This is a genomic window from Pseudomonas sp. SbOxS1, from assembly GCF_013416725.1.
Lineage (GTDB): Bacteria > Pseudomonadota > Gammaproteobacteria > Pseudomonadales > Pseudomonadaceae > Aquipseudomonas.
Genome location: NZ_JAAVXC010000026.1, coordinates 271076 through 288467, shown reverse-complemented (window position 1 = coordinate 288467; position 17392 = coordinate 271076). Strand labels below are relative to the sequence as shown.

At 60.0% G+C, this 17392-nt stretch carries 19 protein-coding genes and 1 riboswitch; of the genes, 13 read left to right on the top strand and 6 right to left on the bottom strand.

Translation table 11 applies throughout. The features are described from left to right. The first annotated feature begins 112 nt into the window (after positions 1–112). The 4 genes from HFK74_RS22270 (at position 113) to HFK74_RS22255 (ending at position 2123) form a co-directional block, all read left to right on the top strand. The gene (locus HFK74_RS22270; RefSeq protein WP_008060214.1) at positions 113–670 is read left to right on the top strand and encodes a hypoxanthine-guanine phosphoribosyltransferase; all 558 of its coding nucleotides are present in this window, start codon (positions 113–115) and stop codon (positions 668–670) included. Positions 671–673: 3 nt separating this feature from the next. Then, positions 674–1147 carry a WbuC family cupin fold metalloprotein gene (locus HFK74_RS22265; RefSeq protein ID WP_180205351.1) on the top strand — a complete coding sequence of 158 codons (474 nt, stop codon included), beginning with the start codon at positions 674–676 and terminating at the stop codon, positions 1145–1147. Between the two features lie 139 nt (positions 1148–1286). Next, positions 1287–1772 (top strand): hypothetical protein, encoded by a 486-nt coding sequence (locus tag HFK74_RS22260; RefSeq protein WP_180205350.1) that lies wholly within the window; start codon positions 1287–1289, stop codon positions 1770–1772. Positions 1773–1835: 63 nt separating this feature from the next. After that, on the top strand, positions 1836–2123 hold the full coding sequence (locus HFK74_RS22255; protein WP_180205349.1) for a PA4642 family protein: 288 nt from the start codon (positions 1836–1838) through the stop codon (positions 2121–2123). A 247-nt stretch (positions 2124–2370) separates the two neighbouring features. Here HFK74_RS22255 and mqo read toward each other — a convergent pair whose 3' ends face one another. Both mqo and HFK74_RS22245 read right to left on the bottom strand, forming a co-directional pair. Further along, a complete protein-coding gene (gene mqo, locus HFK74_RS22250; RefSeq protein ID WP_008060217.1) occupies positions 2371–3879 on the bottom strand; it encodes a malate dehydrogenase (quinone) in 1509 nt (502 codons plus the stop codon). Positions 3880–4619: 740 nt separating this feature from the next. Continuing rightward, on the bottom strand, positions 4620–4853 hold the full coding sequence (locus tag HFK74_RS22245; RefSeq protein WP_008060218.1) for a hypothetical protein: 234 nt from the start codon (positions 4851–4853) through the stop codon (positions 4620–4622). Positions 4854–5052: 199 nt separating this feature from the next. On the opposite strand from HFK74_RS22245, the gene HFK74_RS22240 reads away from it, so the two are divergent. Together HFK74_RS22240 and HFK74_RS22235 are read left to right on the top strand one after the other, a co-directional pair. Next, positions 5053–5637, top strand: coding sequence for a YajG family lipoprotein (locus HFK74_RS22240; RefSeq protein ID WP_008060219.1), 585 nt, complete (start codon positions 5053–5055; stop codon positions 5635–5637). 175 nt (positions 5638–5812) lie between these two features. Next, positions 5813–6091 carry a hypothetical protein gene (locus HFK74_RS22235; protein ID WP_020799764.1) on the top strand — a complete coding sequence of 93 codons (279 nt, stop codon included), beginning with the start codon at positions 5813–5815 and terminating at the stop codon, positions 6089–6091. Positions 6092–6146: 55 nt separating this feature from the next. Here HFK74_RS22235 and HFK74_RS22230 read toward each other — a convergent pair whose 3' ends face one another. After that, on the bottom strand, positions 6147–7313 hold the full coding sequence (locus HFK74_RS22230; protein WP_180205348.1) for a 1-acyl-sn-glycerol-3-phosphate acyltransferase: 1167 nt from the start codon (positions 7311–7313) through the stop codon (positions 6147–6149). A gap of 139 nt (positions 7314–7452) precedes the next feature. Between HFK74_RS22230 and HFK74_RS22225 the strand changes: the two genes are divergently transcribed. The 4 genes from HFK74_RS22225 (at position 7453) to HFK74_RS22210 (ending at position 9566) form a co-directional block, all read left to right on the top strand. Next, entirely contained in the window at positions 7453–7635 is a 183-nt protein-coding gene (locus HFK74_RS22225; protein ID WP_095191731.1) for a CPXCG motif-containing cysteine-rich protein, read from the top strand. 8 nt (positions 7636–7643) lie between these two features. Then, a complete protein-coding gene (locus HFK74_RS22220; protein ID WP_180205347.1) occupies positions 7644–7904 on the top strand; it encodes a DUF2007 domain-containing protein in 261 nt (86 codons plus the stop codon). A gap of 35 nt (positions 7905–7939) precedes the next feature. Then, positions 7940–8563, top strand: a complete 624-nt coding sequence (locus HFK74_RS22215) for an SOS response-associated peptidase (RefSeq protein WP_180205346.1) — start codon at positions 7940–7942, stop codon at positions 8561–8563. A 184-nt stretch (positions 8564–8747) separates the two neighbouring features. Beyond that, entirely contained in the window at positions 8748–9566 is an 819-nt protein-coding gene (locus HFK74_RS22210; RefSeq protein WP_180205345.1) for a M48 family metallopeptidase, read from the top strand. Between the two features lie 136 nt (positions 9567–9702). On the opposite strand, the gene HFK74_RS22205 is transcribed toward HFK74_RS22210, so the two are convergent. From HFK74_RS22205 to HFK74_RS22195, 3 genes are all read right to left on the bottom strand, one after another. Continuing rightward, a complete protein-coding gene (locus HFK74_RS22205) occupies positions 9703–10287 on the bottom strand; it encodes a TMEM165/GDT1 family protein (protein ID WP_095192951.1) in 585 nt (194 codons plus the stop codon). 90 nt (positions 10288–10377) lie between these two features. Beyond that, positions 10378–10500: riboswitch (yybP-ykoY riboswitch) on the bottom strand. A gap of 40 nt (positions 10501–10540) precedes the next feature. Next, positions 10541–11539 carry a class I SAM-dependent methyltransferase gene (locus tag HFK74_RS22200; RefSeq protein WP_180205344.1) on the bottom strand — a complete coding sequence of 333 codons (999 nt, stop codon included), beginning with the start codon at positions 11537–11539 and terminating at the stop codon, positions 10541–10543. Positions 11540–11573: 34 nt separating this feature from the next. After that, positions 11574–12539: a 2-hydroxyacid dehydrogenase gene (locus HFK74_RS22195; RefSeq protein ID WP_180205343.1), complete on the bottom strand. Its 966-nt coding sequence runs from the start codon at positions 12537–12539 to the stop codon at positions 11574–11576. 91 nt (positions 12540–12630) lie between these two features. On the opposite strand from HFK74_RS22195, the gene HFK74_RS22190 reads away from it, so the two are divergent. The 3 genes from HFK74_RS22190 to HFK74_RS22180 all read left to right on the top strand — a co-directional run bounded on the left by HFK74_RS22190 (position 12631) and on the right by HFK74_RS22180 (position 17374). Next, entirely contained in the window at positions 12631–13260 is a 630-nt protein-coding gene (locus HFK74_RS22190) for a LysE family translocator (protein ID WP_180205342.1), read from the top strand. A gap of 156 nt (positions 13261–13416) precedes the next feature. Next, entirely contained in the window at positions 13417–15099 is a 1683-nt protein-coding gene (locus tag HFK74_RS22185) for a fatty acid--CoA ligase (protein WP_180205341.1), read from the top strand. A 337-nt stretch (positions 15100–15436) separates the two neighbouring features. Beyond that, positions 15437–17374 carry a DUF1302 domain-containing protein gene (locus tag HFK74_RS22180; RefSeq protein ID WP_180205340.1) on the top strand — a complete coding sequence of 646 codons (1938 nt, stop codon included), beginning with the start codon at positions 15437–15439 and terminating at the stop codon, positions 17372–17374. The last annotated feature ends 18 nt before the right edge of the window (positions 17375–17392 follow it).

Sequence of the window (17392 nt, the reverse complement as noted above, 5' to 3'; positions counted from 1 at the left end):
GAGGTTGATGTCCTATAGACATAGAGTACGTTAGTCCACAATCGCTTGATCTGGCCTCGCCAGATGCGTACCTTTGCCGGCTTTTCCGAAACCGCCATCCCTGGAGAGCGCCATGTCCGCTGATCTCGAGCATATCCGTCAAATCATGCGAGAGGCTGACTGCCTGTACACCGAAGCTGAAGTCGAGGCAGCCATTGCCCGCGTCGGTGCACACATCAACGATGAACTGGCGGACAGCAATCCGGTGGTGTTCTGTGTGATGAACGGCGGGCTGATTTTTGCCGGCAAGCTGCTCACGCACCTGCAATTCCCGCTGGAAGCGTCCTACCTGCACGCCACTCGCTATCGCAACGAAACCAGCGGTGGCGAGCTGTTCTGGAAAGCCAAGCCGGAAGTGTCGTTCATCGACCGTGACGTACTGATCATCGACGACATCCTCGATGAAGGTCATACCCTGGGCGCGATCATTGACTTCTGCAAGCACGCCGGCGCGCGTAAAGTGCACACTGCCGTGCTGATCGACAAGGACCACGACCGCAAGGCTCGTCCGGACCTGAAGGCCGATTTCGTCGGTTTGCCGTGCATCGACCGTTACATCTTCGGCTACGGCATGGACTACAAAGGCTACTGGCGCAACGCTAACGGGATTTTTGCCGTTAAAGGAATGTAAGACATGACCACGCCTCGCTTTCTTGATCACACCCTGTTCGCGGAATTGGCCGAGAAAGCGGCGGCCAACCCTCGCGGACGCCAGCATCACAACTTCCATCAGATGGAAGACGCCTGCCATCGCATGGCCGTGGGCTTGCAACCTTCGACGTATATCCCGCCTCATCGTCACCTGGGCGACAACAAGGCCGAAACCTTGCTGGTGCTCAAGGGGCGGCTGGGCGTGTTGATCTTCGACGAATCCGGCGCTGTCGTGAGCAAGACGGTCTTGCAGGCAGGTGGCGAGTGTGTCGGCGTGGACCTGCCTACGGGTGTGTTCCACGGCCTGGTGGTGCTTGAAGCCGATAGCCTGATGTTCGAGTGCAAGGCGGGCCCCTACCGCCCGGTCGGCGAAGGTGAGCTGGCTCATTGGGCGCCACGTGAAGGCGAGCCCGGTGTTGCCGAGTATCAGGCCTGGATGCGCGCGCAGTTCGACTGATTCAAGCCAGATCAAAAGATCGCAGCCTGCGGCAGCTCCTACAAGGGTTTGATGTTCATCCTGTAGGAGCTGCCGCAGGCTGCGATCTTTTGCTTTTAAACCCATGCTAGAGTGCACGGCCCCGATTCCGGAGTCCGTCATGAGTCTGTTGATCCGCTGCTGCGCCGCCCTGTTGCTGACCCTCAGCCTGCCTCTGGCGGCCGCCCCGGCCCCCATGCACGGGCAATTCCTGCCACCGGATGACCTGAACCTGCGTGACGCGGAACCGGAACAGCAACAACTGCTGCAAGTCACCGAGTATTCGGTGGTGGTCGGCAGTCAACGCCAGTCCAGCCAGCAGCCGATCCCCGTCACCTCGCCGCTGATGATTCGCCTCAAGGGCAAATCCCTGAACAAGGGCGCGACCATCAGTCAGGTGCTGGTCAATTTCGATGGCGAAAGCAAAAGCCTGAAAAAACCGCTCTACGACGACAAGAGCAAGACCCTGACGCTGTATTACCCGCTGGCTCAATACCGGGTCATCATTGACTTGTTGCGTAACGACACGGTGTATTGCCAGTTTCTCAGCTACGCCAACGGCCATATCTGGGCCGATCTGCACACCGGGGCTGTTCGTCCGCGTTGAGCCCGGCGCCCGCGCAGGGGTAAACTGCCCGCCCCGTGAAATGTCTGCGAGCTGGAGTCGGCAATGCGTAAAGATAAGAAACAAGTGATTGGTGACGAGATCGGCGATGAGCAGATCAAGTTGTTCCTCGATTTCGAACCGGTCGACGCGACTTCTCCGTCCCTGCACAAGCTGATCAAGGCTTACCGTGGTCTGCGGATCGACGATTTCGAGCGCTTCCTGACGTTCTTCGTCGAGGCCGGTTATGACGTGAACGGCAAGGACGAACACGGCAATGACTTCGTTGCCCTGATCCAGGATCAGCGTAATGCACCGGATTACATCGAGCTGATCGAAAAGGCTCGCGGCTGATCTATCTGACGCGAACCGAATACCTGTGGCGAGGGGATTTATCCCCGCTCGGCTGCGCAGCAGTCGCAAATCTAATGAATGCGGTTTGCCTGACACACCACGTCAGCAGGTTTTGGGGCCGCTTCGCAGCCCAACGGGGATAAATCCCCTCGCCACAAAGTCAGGTGAGCCAGCAATATTGGTTTCATCAGGCATAAAAAAACGCCCCGCCATCAATGATGGACGGGGCGTTTTTCATGGGGTCGGATCAAGCGTAGCTTTCAGTCTCGCTGCTGGCTTCAACCAGTTCCAGGGCGATGTTGTTCTGCGTGTTGATCTTGCGATACAGCGCGGCGTCGGTTTCCAGGACTTTCTCCCGGGCCGGGAAGATCTCGGCCAGTTTGGCAGCCCATTCACCCTTGGCTTTGCCCGGGAAGCATTTTTCGATCAGTTCCAGCATGATCGAAACCGTTACCGAGGCGCCTGGCGAGGCGCCGAGCAGGGCGGCGAGGGAACCGTCCTTGGCCGCGACCAGTTCGGTACCGAATTGCAGGACGCCACCTTTTTTCGGGTCTTTCTTGATGATCTGCACCCGTTGGCCGGCCACTTCCAGGCGCCAGTCTTCGGCTTTCGCTTCAGGGTAGAAGCGACGCAGGGACTCCAGGCGCTGCTCCATCGACTGCATCACTTCGCTGACCAGGTACTTGGTCAGGTCCATGTTGTTTTTCGCCACCGCCAGCATTGGGCCGATGTTACCGGCGCGAACCGACATTGGCAGGTCCATGAAGGAACCGTGCTTGAGGAACTTGGTGGTGAAACCGGCGTAAGGCCCGAACAGCAGGGATTTCTTGCCGTCGACGACGCGGGTGTCCAGGTGTGGCACGGACATTGGTGGCGAGCCCACGGCAGCCTGGCTGTAGACCTTGGCCTGGTGGTGCTTGACCACTTCCGGGTTGTCGCAACGCAGCCATTGGCCACTGATCGGGAAACCGCCGAAACCTTTGCTCTCTTCGATGCCCGAAGCCTGCAACAGCGGCAATGCCGCGCCGCCGGCGCCGAGGAAGACGAACTTGGCGTCGACTTCACGGGTATTACCGCTGTTGACGTCCTTGATGCTGACAGTCCAGCCGCCGTTGCTGCGCTTGAGGCCGGTCACGCGCTTGCAGTACTTGACCTGGGCATCGGGAGCGCTGGTCAGGTGCTTGAGCAACTGGTTGGTCAGGGCGCCGAAGTTGACGTCGGTACCGTTGATCACGCGAGTGGCCGCGAGGGTTTCGCCAGGATCGCGTCCCGGCATCATCAGCGGCATCCACTCGGCCATCTTGGCCTTGTCTTCGGTGTATTCCATGTCGGCGAAGGCGTGGTGCTTATGCAGCACGTTGAAGCGTTCCTTGAGGAAGGACACGCCGCTGTCGCCTTGCACGAAACTCAGGTGTGGCACCGGGCTGATAAACGATTTGCACGAGCCGAACGTGCCTTTCTTGGTCAGGTACGACCAGAACTGCTTCGACACCTCGAACTGGGTGTTGATGTGCACGGCTTTCTTGATGTCGACGGTGCCATTGGCAGCCTGCGGCGTGTAGTTCAGCTCGCACAGGCCGGCGTGACCGGTACCGGCGTTGTTCCACGGGTTGGAACTCTCCGCCGCACCGGAATCCATCAGCTCGACGACTTCCAGCTTGATCGCGGGGTCGAGCTCTTTGAGCAGTACCGCGAGGGTGGCACTCATGATGCCGGCCCCAACCAGTACTACGTCGACTGCTTCGTTATGCGCCATTTAACGCGTCTCCAAAATCTGCAGCACCAAATTGTCGGCATGGCTGCCAGGCGTTCCGGGGCGAGTCAGTGATGCCCCTCGAACTCATGGCAGTATCGCCATGTCCGAATCTTCGCAATTTTTCGCAACTTCGACGGACGCTACCTGCCGGGTCTAATAAGAGTCATATGAACTCATTTCAACGTGCGACTGGCAATTCGACTTATGGTCGATACATCCGCTTGTGCAACCAAATCCGTAGCGGACAGGCTTCAGGCTCCGGTATTCGAGGTGTACTCGGTCCTGTGTCGTTGGGCTGTACTGGACGCTAATGGTGCATATTCAGACGCAAAACTATTCATTTGCTCGCCACACTCTTGTGAAGTTGTGAAAACCCGTTTTTTTCACGCTCTTTTGAAGACGTGAACCTCAAAAAAGGGCTGTCCCAGCCTGGCACCGTGCCCGGATGGTTTGCCGCCAGGGAAAACCAGGCAGGCAATACGGGCAAACAGCTCAGTGACCGAGCGTAATGACAGCTCTGCAGATTCGCGAAAAGTGGTGGTCGTGCTTGAGGAACAGCAAGCGCGCCAGCTTCACTCGATCTGTGTGGGCGGCTCTCTGTGGGCGGTGCGGGGTGCCAAAACCGAAGCATTGACGATGCTGCGAGGCCCGATCAGGAGACGTCCTTATAATCGGGGGGAGATTGTAGCGAAGAAACGCAGGGAATTGGTCGTGTTTAATGACTTTTATTAGGCGTCTGGTCAGGTCGCCATCAGGTGTTGTGCCCGTGAGCGCGCTGGAGGCTGGCTGACGCGGGCGCTGGCGGGCAGGGGTTGCTGCAGCCAGTTGAGGCGAATTTCCTCGATTTCGACCCAGCCATCGCCCATGGGCTGGAGGCTGCACTGCTTGAATGCCTGGCAATGGCCGTTGCTGTCGAGCAGGGCAAAGCTGCGGTGCCGTGGGCGTGGGGCGAACAGCGAAACGAGAAAGCGCATGGCGAAGTACCTTTTGGGTGACTGCGGTGAAGAATGGCAGCGAGCCGTTACGTGCAAGTGTATGGGGGGTGACAGATGTGTGACAGGAAGGGGTTTCTGAAACTTTTGTCAGAATTTTCTGCAATTGTTGCGCTGGTTCGCTGCAGTGGCGCACCGCTATACTGCGGGCCTGTTAGTGCCTGATTCTGGAGAGAAGAGTATGTTGCAACGCCTGTTGTTCGGTTTGATCACTGTGACCAGCTTGACGTTGGTCGGCTGCGCCCACAGCCCGCAACAACTGAACCCGGAACCCAAGCTGACGGCGCAACTGGCGCCGGTCGGCCACGGCCAGCCGGTGGTGGTGCGCGTGGTCGACGGGCGTCCGTCGCCAACCCTGGGCACCCGTGGCGGCCTGTACCCGGAAACCAGCGCGATTACCGTGCAGGGCGCGCAGATCCTGCCGAAGCTGCAGGCGCAGGCCGAAGCGGCCGTGCGGTTGCTGGGCTTCACCCCGACGGCGAATGCGCTGAACGCGCCACAGATCACCGTGACCCTGGCCGAGTTGAAGTACCAGTCGCCCAAAGAAGGCATGTACGTGACCGAGGCCACCATTGGCGCGACGTTCCGTTCCGATGTGCAAAATGCCAATCGTCGTTACAGCGGCCGTTACGGCGCGTCCCTGGACCAGCGTTTCGGCATGGCGCCGAATCAGGAAACCAACACCAAGCTGGTCAGCGACGTGTTGAGCGATGCGTTGACCCGCTTGTTCAAGGACCCAACCGTGGGTCAGGTTTTGGGCGAGTAAAAGCTTCGCCAGAGGCCGAAAAGCCCGGAGCCAGCGATGGCCTCGGGCTTTTTTCATGGCCACTGGTCATTTGATTCGTTAATCGTCGCAAAGGCAGGGGCAGGCGCGCGGGCTTTCGGTAGAATCCGCCCGCGGTCGCAGGTGCCCGCTGCCAAGATTTTGTTTGAGGTTCGTGATGTCGCTGCATTTGATGACGCTGTTTACCGCCCATCCCGCCAAATTGATCAATCTGCTGGCCTTGCTGCTGGCCTTCCCGGGCAGCTGGCTGCTGCACGCCACGCGTCGCCGCGAACAACGCGCGATGGCCAGTCTCCAGGCACAGCGCCAGAGCAGCCCAAGCCAGGAGCCGACGCTGGATTGGGCAACCCTGCGCATGAACCGGTTTTTCTATCGCTTCGGTTTTGCCTGCATGGGGCTGGCGCTGCTGGTGTCGTGGATCAGCACCCAGGTCTAAACCGTTTTAATGCTTAAAAAAACGGCGCCCGAAGGCGCCGTTTTCGTATCCGCAGTTAAAGCGGCAATCCAGCCTTCACCCGATACTGGTTGCGTACCGGGGTCGCATACTGCAGCACCAGGAACGGACGATGTTCCTCGGGGCAGGCATCCAGGCGTTGCTGCCATTGGTCCTGAGCCTTGGCCAGTTCGTCGGCCGGGAACAGCGTGTTGGCGCTTGGCACCTGCAGTTGCGGGTCGGCATCCTGCCATTGGGCGTAGGCCAGGTAGTGCACCGGGAACAAGCGATAACCGCCGAGGATCTGCTTGTCCATCTCGACCGCCAATTGCTTGGTGTCTTCGAACAGGTCGGTGATGGGCGCCGCAAAGTTCACGTGCACCCGGCCTTTGTAGCCGGTGATGCCCTTGGCGATGCTCACGTCATCTTCGCCCGGGGCCTTGGTGTAGCTGCCGGTGGTGGCGCGGATGTAGAGTTCGCGGGCCTTGGCCTGGTCGCACGGATCGTACTCGTAGCTGATCGACACGGGAGTCAGGTTCAGCGAGCGGATGACTTCACCGAACGGTTCGTCCTTGCGGCTCATGTGGAACATCTTGAGGATCGCCGACTCGGTACGGTCGTCGCCGTCCTTGGCCCGGCCTTCGGCCTGGGCGATCCAGATCGAGGCGCAATCGTTGCGGATCGAATGGTTGATGTACGCCGACAGCAGTTGGTACGCCGCCATTTTCTCGCGACGTCCGGTGATCGAACGGTGCACGATGAAACTCTTGTTCAGGCGCATGAGGTCGCTGACGAAGGGCTTTTGCAGCAGGTTGTCACCAATGGCGATGCGCGGGGTCGGCAGGCCGGCGTGGTACACAGCGTAATTGACGAAGGCCGGGTCCATCACGATGTCGCGGTGATTGGCGATGAACAGATAGGCGCTGCCGGACTTGAACTGCTCCACGCCGGTGTACGTTACACCGTCCGTGGCGCGCTCGATGGTGTGGTCGACGTAGTATTCGACTTTGTCCTGCAAGGTGGCCACCGATGTGATACCGGCGAACTCACGGCGCAGCCGATGAGCTATAAGGGGTTTGAGCGCCCAGCCTAAGGCGCCGGCAAAACGCGGAAAGCGGAAGTGGGTGAGGATATCTAGAAACGCCTTGTCGCCGAGCAGTCGTGCCAGCACCGCTGGGACTTCGCTATCGTCGTAAGGTCGGATGGCATCGAATTCGCCCATCATGCTCTCTTGTTAGAAACGGCTAGGGTAAGTAAAGGTTTTGATCGAAAACCAGCGGGGCACGGTCTGAAAAAGTAGCCAGACAAAAATAGCCCTGCAAATAGACCGGCGATTATACGCACAAGTCACCTGGGAGACCGCGATGCTGGAAAGCGCACTTTATGAATGTCCGTATTGTGGTGAGGAAGTCGAGACCACCGTGGATCTGTCCGGTGGCGATCAGACCTATATTGAAGACTGTCAGGTGTGTTGCCGGCCGATAACATTTGTGTTGCAAGTTCACGAAGACGAATGGCACCTCGAAGTATTCAGTGAAAACGAGTGAGGGCGCATATGCAGCGCATCTACGAACCGGAAAACCTGATGGAGGGCGAGTTGCTGCAAGGCATGCTCGCCAGCGAAGGCGTCGAGGCGCATCTGGTGGGGCGCGATCTGGTGGGCGCCACAGGTGAGTTGCCGATCTTCGGCCTGTTGGGGCTGGCGGTGGATAATGACCAGGCGCAATACGCCCGCGAGCTGATCACCGCGTACAATGCTGCGCTGCCGCTGTCCGGCGATGAACCGGACAGTTTTCCCGGCACGCTGGTCTGTTAGGCTGGCGTTCGTTTGATCTAGAGTCGTGCTACCCCATGTGTGGACGTTATGCCCTGTTTCGCTGGAATCGCGACTTTGCGAGCCTGCCAGGTTTCCCTGCCGATCAGCAGGCCCAGTGGAACATTTCCCCCAATGATTCGGTGCTGATGCTGCGCGCAGGCCAGGACGGCCAGCGTGAACTGGCCCGTGCCCGCTGGGGCCTGACGCCGCCGTGGCTGACCGACTTGTCCCGCACCCCGGCCCATGCCCGGGCCGAGACCGTTGCCGAACAGCCGATGTTTCGCCAGGCCTTGCGCGAGCGCCGTTGCCTGCTGCCGGCCAACGGTTTCTACGAATGGCGCGGTACCACTCGCAAGCGGCCATATTGGCTGACACCGGGTGAGGGCTCGTCGCTGTTTTTCGCCGCCATCTGGGAGGCCTACCCGGTGCAGGAACAAGTGTGGCTGAGCACGGCGGTGATCACGCAACCGGCGGCGAGCCAGCGCCGACCGTTGATTCTGGATGAGGCGGGGCAGCAAATCTGGCTCGATCCCGAGACGCCGCTGCATGCCCTGCAAGCCTTGCTCGCCAGCGAACCCGCCGCGTTGCGTGAGCGGGTGCTGGCCAACATGGTCAATGATCCGAAGCTCAATGGGCCGGAGTGTCTTACTCCGGGTTGAAAAGATCGCAGCCTGCGATCTTTTGATCTTGCTCGTTAGCTCACTGCCGTCCGTTCAATTGGTGTCGTGAATTTTTCCTGCATCGATGAGCGCTTTGCTTGAAAAAAGCGTCTTATCTTCTGTGTATCTGGCGTCGATACATTCCCACGCCTAGGATAGGCGGCAGTTTTCATGGAGTCTTTCGATGAACAAGATTTTGGTTGTAGGTGCACTCGGCGCAGCGCTGCTGCTCGCCGGCTGTCAGTCGGTCAACACTACCAGCGGTGGCGCCGTAGGTGTTGAGCGCAAGCAATACATGTTCAGCATGCTGTCCACTGATGAGGTCAATCAGATGTACGCCCAGTCTTACCAGAATACGGTGGGCGAGGCGAACAGCAAGGGTGTGCTGGACAAGACCAGCAACGATGCCAAGCGCATCCAGCTGATTTCCGATCGGCTGATTGCCCAGGCTCCGGTGTTCCGTCCGGATTCGGCCCAGTGGAAGTGGGAAGTCAACCTGATCAAGAGCGATGAGCTCAACGCCAACTGCGGGCCCGGTGGCAAGATCATTTTCTATACCGGCCTGATGGACAAGCTGCAGCTGACCGATGACGAAATCGCCGCGATCCTTGGCCACGAAATCGCCCACGCCCTGCGCGAGCACGGTCGTGAGGCGATGTCCAAGGCCTATGGCATCGAAATGGCCAAGCAGGGCGCCGGTGCCTTGTTCGGCCTGGGCCAGGGCAGCCTGGCGCTGGCGGATGCAGTGGCCAACTACGGCATGACCTTGCCCAACAGTCGCTCCAATGAAAACGAAGCGGACCTGATCGGCCTCGAGCTGGCCGCCCGTGCCGGCTACGACCCGAACGCCGCGATCACCTTGTGGAACAAGATGGCCAAGGCCTCGGAAGGTTCGCCGCCGGAGTTCATGAGTACCCACCCGGCTTCGTCGAGCCGTATTGCCTCGTTGCAGGCGGCGATTCCGAAGGTCATGCCGCTTTACGAGCAGTCCAGGAAGCACTGATGTCCCTGCGGCGCTGCTGACGGCCCTTTCGTCGGAACGCCGCCCGGAGCGGGCTCGCTCCCACATGTGAACTCGATCCAATGTGGGAGCGAGCCTGCTCGCGAAGAACGATGACGCGGTCTACCGACCTACACCATCAAACCCACCCACTGCTCTGCATCGCCTTGTACACCGCGACAATCGCCAGGATGAAGAACGCCGACGCCGCCAGTCGACGGATCAGCGTCAATGGCAGTTTGTCCGCCGCAAAGTTGCCCGCCAGGACCACCGGTACGTTGGCAATCAACATGCCGAGGGTGGTGCCGATGATCACCAGCCACAGTTCAGGATATTGCGCGGCGAGCATCACGGTCGCGATCTGGGTCTTGTCGCCGATTTCCGCGAGGAAAAACGCAATCAACGTGGTCAGGAACGGTCCGAACTTGCGGGCGGTACTGGCTTCGTCATCGTCCATTTTGTCCGGCACCAGGGTCCACAGCGCGGTCGCGGCAAAGCTGGCGGCCAGAATCCAGTGAAGTAGCGTATCCGAGAAGAAGCTGCCAACCCAGGCGCCTACCGCACCGGCTGCCGCATGGTTGGCCAGGGTCGCGGCGACGATGCCGGCGATGATCGGCCAGGGCTTGCGAAAACGGGCGGCGAGAATGAGCGCGAGCAGTTGCGTCTTGTCGCCGATTTCGGCCAAGGCAACGATTGCGGTGGGTACCAGTAGTGAATCCAGCATCAGGGGTTTTCCTAAGGGGCGGGTCGACACGGCTATGACACGTACAGCCTTCCCGCCCCGGGTAAGGTGTTCGTGTCATAGGTCTTGTCAAACCCTGCGATCCGTCTGATGCGGACGCTTGGGTCGCATGCGCCATGGTCTGTTGACCAAGTATGTTGACGCATGCCGGACGAGCATGGCGCTCGTGGGAGACTACTCCCCTAGGACGGAGCGGATTCTGCCTAGGCAAAATCCATTGCGCAAGCACAAAGTTTTATCCGCGTTTGGCACGGTAGATACGGAAACCCTGTCCTTCGGCCTTGATTGCGCAGGCCCCCAGGTGCTCTTCGATCAGCGGTTGATACTTCAGGAAGCTGTTGGCGACAAGCCGAAGTTCGCCGCCATTTTTCAGATGTTTTGCCGCTTTTCGCAGCAGGTTCTCTGTGGCGTAGTAATCGGTGTGCACGCCGACATGGAAGGGGGGGTTGCTCAGGATGGCGCTCAATCCCATCGGTGCCGCGTCGATGCCGTCGCCGGTAATCACATCGGCTTCCAGACCGTTGGCCGCCAGGGTCAGGCGACTGCTGGCAGCGGCAAAGGCGTCGACATCCAGCATCGTGACCTGGTTGTGCGGGTAACGACGTTTCACCGCCGCGCCCAACACCCCTGCGCCGCAACCGAAGTCCAGCAAGTGGCCGCTTGGCAGTTTGTCCAGGTGTTCCAGCAACAGCGCACTGCCGCGATCCAGTCGACCGTGGCTGAATACGCCTGGCAGGCTAATGACTTTCAACGGGCCTTCGGCCAGCGGCAATTCATAGGTCTGGGCCAGGCTTTCCAGTGGTTTGGCGGCGGGTGCGTTGGCCACGGTGACCAGCCAGAGCTGGCAATGCCGCGCACTGTCGAGCTTGCGTGGTTTGCCAAACGGGTTCAGCTGTTTGGCTGCGCCTTCGATGCCGCTTTTTTTCTCACCGACCAGGTACAGCTCGCGGCCGGCCAGCCGGGAAGCGAGTGCGTTGAGGATGTAGTCCGTCAGGTCCTTGGACTTGGGCAGGAACACCACGGCGCTATCGAATGCGCGCTCAGGCGCGTTGACCCCAAAATGGCTGCGCTCGGCGAAGCGCGCATCCAGCGCGGCCTGATCGCCAGCATGCCAGCTCCAGCCATGTGCGTCGGGCAGGCGGCCCAGCAAGTCGTCGGCGGGCAGGCCGGCCAACAGTACTTGGCCCTGGAATAATTCAGCCTGACGAAGCAGTACTTCACTGCGCGGATCCATAACTGCTCCTGTGAAAAAAAAGTGCCGCAGTTTATCAACTGACGACCCGCAGCGCCTTAGCGCTGAAGTATCCCCGGGCGTTTTCGGTCAATTGACCCACGATTCGTTGCCGCGCTTCGCGACTGCCCCAGGCGTTGTGCGGGGTGACGATCAGGCGTGGAATGTCCTGGGCCAGCAGTGGATTGCCGTTGACCGGCGGCTCCACGGTCAGCACGTCGGTGGCGGCACCGCCCAGGTGACCGTTGCGCAAGGCGTCGGCCAGCGCCTGCTCGTCGATCAGGCCGCCACGGGCGGTGTTGACCACGAACGCGCCGGGTTTCATCGACGCCAGTTCACGGGCGCCGATGAAGTGACGGGTGTGTTCGTTGAGCGGGCAGTGCAGGGTCAGCGCGTCGATTTGCGGCAGTAGCTGGTCCAGTGGCAAGCGGTCTGGCCGGGCAGGGCGCCCCGGAATTTGGCCCAGCAACACGCGCATGCCGAATGCTTCGGCCAGGCGCGCGACCGCGCCGCCCAATTCGCCGTGACCGAGCAGACCAAGGGTTTTGCCTTGCAGCTCGACGATCGGGTAATCCAGCAGGCAGAACTGTTTGGCCTGTTGCCAACGCCCTTCACCGACGGCTTTCTGGTAGTCGGCCAGGCGCGTGGCCAGGTTGAGCAGCAGCATGATCGTATGTTGGGCCACGGATGGTGTGCCGTAGCCCTGGCAGTTGCACACGGTTATTCCGTGGGCACGGGCCGCCTCGAGATCGACGTTGTTGGTGCCGGTGGCGCTGATCAGGATCAGTTTCAGTTCGGGACTGGCCGCGATGGCGGCCGCGTCGATCCGGATCTTGTTGGTGATGGCGACGGTGGCGCCCTTGAGGTGTTCGATCACCTGATCGGGCAGGGTCTGGGCGAACAGCTGCAGTTCGCTAAAGCATTCGCGCAGGGGGCTGAGGTCGAGATCGCCCAGGTCCAGGGACGGATGGTCGAGGAAAACAGCGCGGTGAATGTTCGTCATCAACTGTACCTTTTGTGCAATGAACTGAAGGCGTAATCTGCCGAGCCTACCAGATGAAATAAATAGTTACGCTTGGCCTGAAGGAGCCCTCATGTACTGGACCGAGTTCTTGACCGTTGCACTGATCCACCTGTTGGCCGTCGCCAGCCCCGGCCCGGACTTTGCCGTCGTGGTACGAGAAAGCGTGACCCATGGTCGTCGCGCCGGCACCTGGACAGCGCTTGGAGTCGGTTCGGCGATTTTCCTCCACGTCGGCTACTCGCTGCTGGGTATCGGCTTGATCGTGTCCCAGTCGATCGTCCTGTTCAACGCCTTGAAATGGGCCGCCGCCGCTTATCTGCTGTACATCGGCTTCAAGGCGCTGCGGGCGCAACCGGCCAAGGCCGTGACCGACGATCTGCACAAGGAAGCCGGCGAGCGCACCGCGCGGGGCGCCTTCACATCCGGGTTCGTGACCAACGGCCTGAACCCGAAAGCCACGCTGTTTTTCCTGTCGCTGTTCACCGTGGTGATCAATCCGCATACGCCGCTGACCGTGCAGGCCGGTTACGGGATTTACCTGGCGGTGGCGACAGCGATCTGGTTTTGCCTGGTGGCCATGCTGTTCAGCCAGCAGCGAGTGCGCGCCGGCTTCGCCCGCATGGGGCATTGGTTCGACCGGACCATGGGCGCGGTGTTGATCGCCATTGGCGTGAAACTCGCGTTTACCGAGATGCACTGATCCCACACGGATCCCACATCTGTACGGCGAATGCTGGCGAAACGCTAGCATTCGTGCGGTTTTGCAAATCATCCCTTTGGCTGATTTGGCTGGCGATCAGGGGCACTACAGTGCTTACTCTACAGCCACGACCGAGTAGTCAGAAAAGGGATTCTTATGTTGCAGACTCGCGTTATCCCCCCAGCCGAAGGCGCTTACCAGTATCCGCTGCTGATCAAACGGCTGCTGATGTCCGGCGCGCGTTATGAGAAAACCCGCGAGATCGTTTACCGCGACCAGTTGCGCTATAGCTATCCGACCCTGATCGAACGGGTCGCACGGCTGGCCAATGTGCTGACGGCTGCCGGGGTCAAGCCCGGGGATACCGTGGCGGTGATGGATTGGGACAGCCACCGATACCTGGAGTGCATGTTTGCCATTCCGATGATCGGCGCGGTGATCCACACCATCAACGTGCGCCTGTCGCCGGAGCAGATCCTCTACACCATGAATCACGCCGTGGACCGCTTTGTCCTGGTCAACAGCGAGTTCGTCGGACTGTACAACGCGATCGCCGGGCAGCTGACCACGGTCGAGAAAACCCTGCTCCTGACCGACCTGCCGGAAAAGACCGCCGACCTGCCGAATCTCGTCGGTGAGTACGAGCAGTTGCTGGCAGCGGCAAGCCCGCACTACGACTTCCAGGACTTCGACGAAAACTCGGTGGCGACCACGTTCTATACCACCGGCACCACCGGCAACCCCAAGGGCGTGTATTTCACCCATCGGCAGCTGGTGCTGCATACCATGGGGGTGTCGACGATCATGGGGGCGATCGACAGCGTGCGCCTGTTGGGCACCAACGACGTGTACATGCCCATCACGCCGATGTTCCACGTGCATGCCTGGGGCCTGCCCTATGTGGCGACCATGCTCGGGCTCAAGCAGGTGTACCCGGGACGCTACGATCCGGAGTACCTGGTGGAGTTGTGGCGCAAGGAAAAGGTCTCCTTCTCGCACTGCGTACCGACCATCCTGCAGATGGTCCTCAATGCCAAGGCTGCCCAGGACACCGATTTCGGTGGCTGGAAAATCGTCATCGGTGGCAGTGCGCTCAATCATGCGTTGTACGACGCGGCCAAGGCCAAGGGCATTCAACTGACCGCCGCCTATGGCATGTCGGAAACCGGGCCACTGGTATCGTGCGCGCACCTCAATGATGAACTGATGGCCGGCACCGAAGACGAACGCACCACCTACCGGATCAAGGCCGGCGTGCCAGGGCCGTTGGTGGAAGCGGCGATCGTCGACACCGAAGGCAACTTTCTGCCCGCCGATGGTGAAACCCAGGGCGAGCTGGTGTTGCGCGCGCCGTGGCTTACCGAGGGCTATTTCAACGAACCGCAGAAGGGCGCCGAACTCTGGGCCGGCGGCTGGCTGCACACCGGGGACGTGGCGACCCTGGACAGCATGGGGGTGATCGACATTCGCGACCGGATCAAGGACGTGATCAAGACTGGTGGCGAGTGGATCTCCTCCCTGGACCTCGAAGACCTGATCAGTCGCCACGCGGCGGTACGCGAAGTAGCAGTGGTGGGGATTGCCGATCCGCAGTGGGGCGAGCGCCCGTTTGCCTTGCTGGTATTACGCGAGGGCCATGCCATTGGCGCCCGGGAGCTCAAGGAGCACCTCAAGCCGTTCGTGGAACTGGGGCACCTGAGCAAGTGGGCGATCCCGAGCCAGATCGCCCTTGTTACTGAAATTCCCAAGACCAGCGTCGGTAAGCTCGACAAGAAGCGCATTCGCGTCGATATCACCGAATGGCAGGCCAACAACAGCACCTTCCTCTCGACGCTTTAAGCGTCCCTTGGCGTGCCCAAAAGGGCACGCCAGCCCCACCAAGCAAGCGCTTGGCTTGTTAAATCCGTATTTTCAGCCATTCTTGCCGGGCCGACGGGTGTCGGCATGGCAAAGGACTGTTCCAGAGTGGCTGGCAGGCGCAAATCACACTTTAGAGGGATCAAGCACTACTACCTGCTGGCTATAGTCCGCTCAAGGATTTTTAAGAACGGAGCAAACGCACAAACCGGGGCGATGCAACTTTGGAATGACTTTGGGAAGCCATGGCTCCCTGTTATCCAAGCGTTTTTAGAAGTGCTATTTGCCATAACAATAAAATGCACATGGAGTAGCGTCGATGACATCAGTAAACCAGTTCTGGCGCCGGGCTAAACTGCCTTTGGCTGTCAGCCTTGCCTCTACGCTCGCCGGGCCTGCATTCGGCGTCAGTTTCAACATCGGTGAAATCGAAGGTCAATTCGACTCTTCCCTGTCGATCGGTGCGAGTTGGTCTACTGAAAGCGCCAACAAAAACCTCATCGGCGTCAACAACGGCGGTCGCGGCCTGTCCCAGACTTCCGATGACGGTCACTTGAACTTCAAAAGCGGTGAAACCTTCTCGAAAATCTTCAAGGGCATCCATGACCTTGAGTTGAAGTATGGCGACACCGGCATTTTTGTCCGTGGCAAATACTGGTACGACTTTGAACTCAAGGACGAGAGCCGTCCGTTCAAGGACATCAGCGACGACAATCGCAAGGAAGGCGCAAAATCTGCTGGCGGTCAAATCCTCGACGCCTTCGTCTATCACAACTACGCCATTGCCGATCAACCGGGTTCCGTACGCCTGGGCAAGCAAGTAGTGAGCTGGGGTGAAAGTACTTTCATCGGCGGCGGTATCAACTCGATCAACCCGATCGACGTGTCCGCATTCCGTCGTCCCGGTGCCGAGATCAAGGAAGGCCTGATCCCGGTCAACATGTTCTATGTGTCCCAGAGCCTCACCGAGAATCTGTCGACCGAAGCGTTCTACCAGATCGAATGGGACCAGACGGTTGCCGACAACTGCGGCACCTTCTTCTCGCAACCGGACGTGATCGCCGATGGTTGCGACAACAACCTGGCTGTGCTGCGCACCCAGAACGGGCTCAACAACGCTCTGGCGGCGGCGGGGCTGCCAGCCGGTGCGCGTAACGCTGCCATCAACACGCTGGCTGCCAGGGGCGTGACCTGGGGTAACCCGGATGAAGGCGTGATCGTGCGTCGTGGCCCGGATCGCGACGCCCGTGACAGCGGCCAGTTCGGTGTGTCCTTCAAGTACATGTTCGATCCGCTGGACACCGAATTCGGTGCCTACTTCATGAACTACCACAGCCGTGCGCCGATTTTCAGCGGTCACGGGGCCCCGGCGAGCGCCTACAGTGGTGCAGGTCTGGTGGGCGGCCTGGTGGGCGCCGGTATACCACTGAACGTCGCGGCGGGCCTGGCACCGACCTTGCTGCCGTTGGTGGTGGCGGGCAACTCCAGCTACTACGTCGAATACCCTGAAGACATCCGCCTGTACGGCTTGAGCTTCTCCACCACCTTGCCGACAGGCACCGCGTGGAGTGGTGAAGTCAGCTACCGGCCGAATGCGCCAGTCCAGCTCAACACCACCGACATCCTGTTTTCCGGCCTGACGCCGCTGAACCCTAGCGTGTCCGTGCTCCAGGGCACGCCAGGGCAGGACCAGCAAGGTTATCGCCGCAAGGAAGTGACCCAGCTGCAAACGACCTTGACCCACTTCTTCGACCAGGTGATGGGCGCCGAGCGTCTGACCCTGGTGGGTGAAGTCGGCTGGACCCACGTCGGCGGCCTGGAAAGCAACTCCAAGGCACGTTACGGCCGTGACCCGAGCTACGGCCCTGGCCCATTGCCAAACAACCAGTGCGTGGCGCTGAACACCGGAACGCTGGCAGGCGGGCCACAAAACAACGTCAGTCGCTACTGCGAAAACGACGGCTTCACCACGGCCAACTCCTGGGGTTATCGCGGTCGCGCCATCTGGGAATACAACGACGTATTCGCCGGTGTGAACCTCAAGCCGAACGTGGCCTGGTCCCACGACGTGGAAGGTTACTCCCCTGGCCCTGGCGGCAACTTCGAGGAAGGTCGCAAAGCGGTCAGCCTGGGTGTCGATGCCGAGTACCAGAACACCTACACCGCAAGCCTGGCGTACACCAACTTCTTCGACGGCAAGTACACCACCGTGGATGACCGCGACTTCGTTGCGCTCAGCTTTGGCGTGAACTTCTAAGCACTATTTTCAGGACGA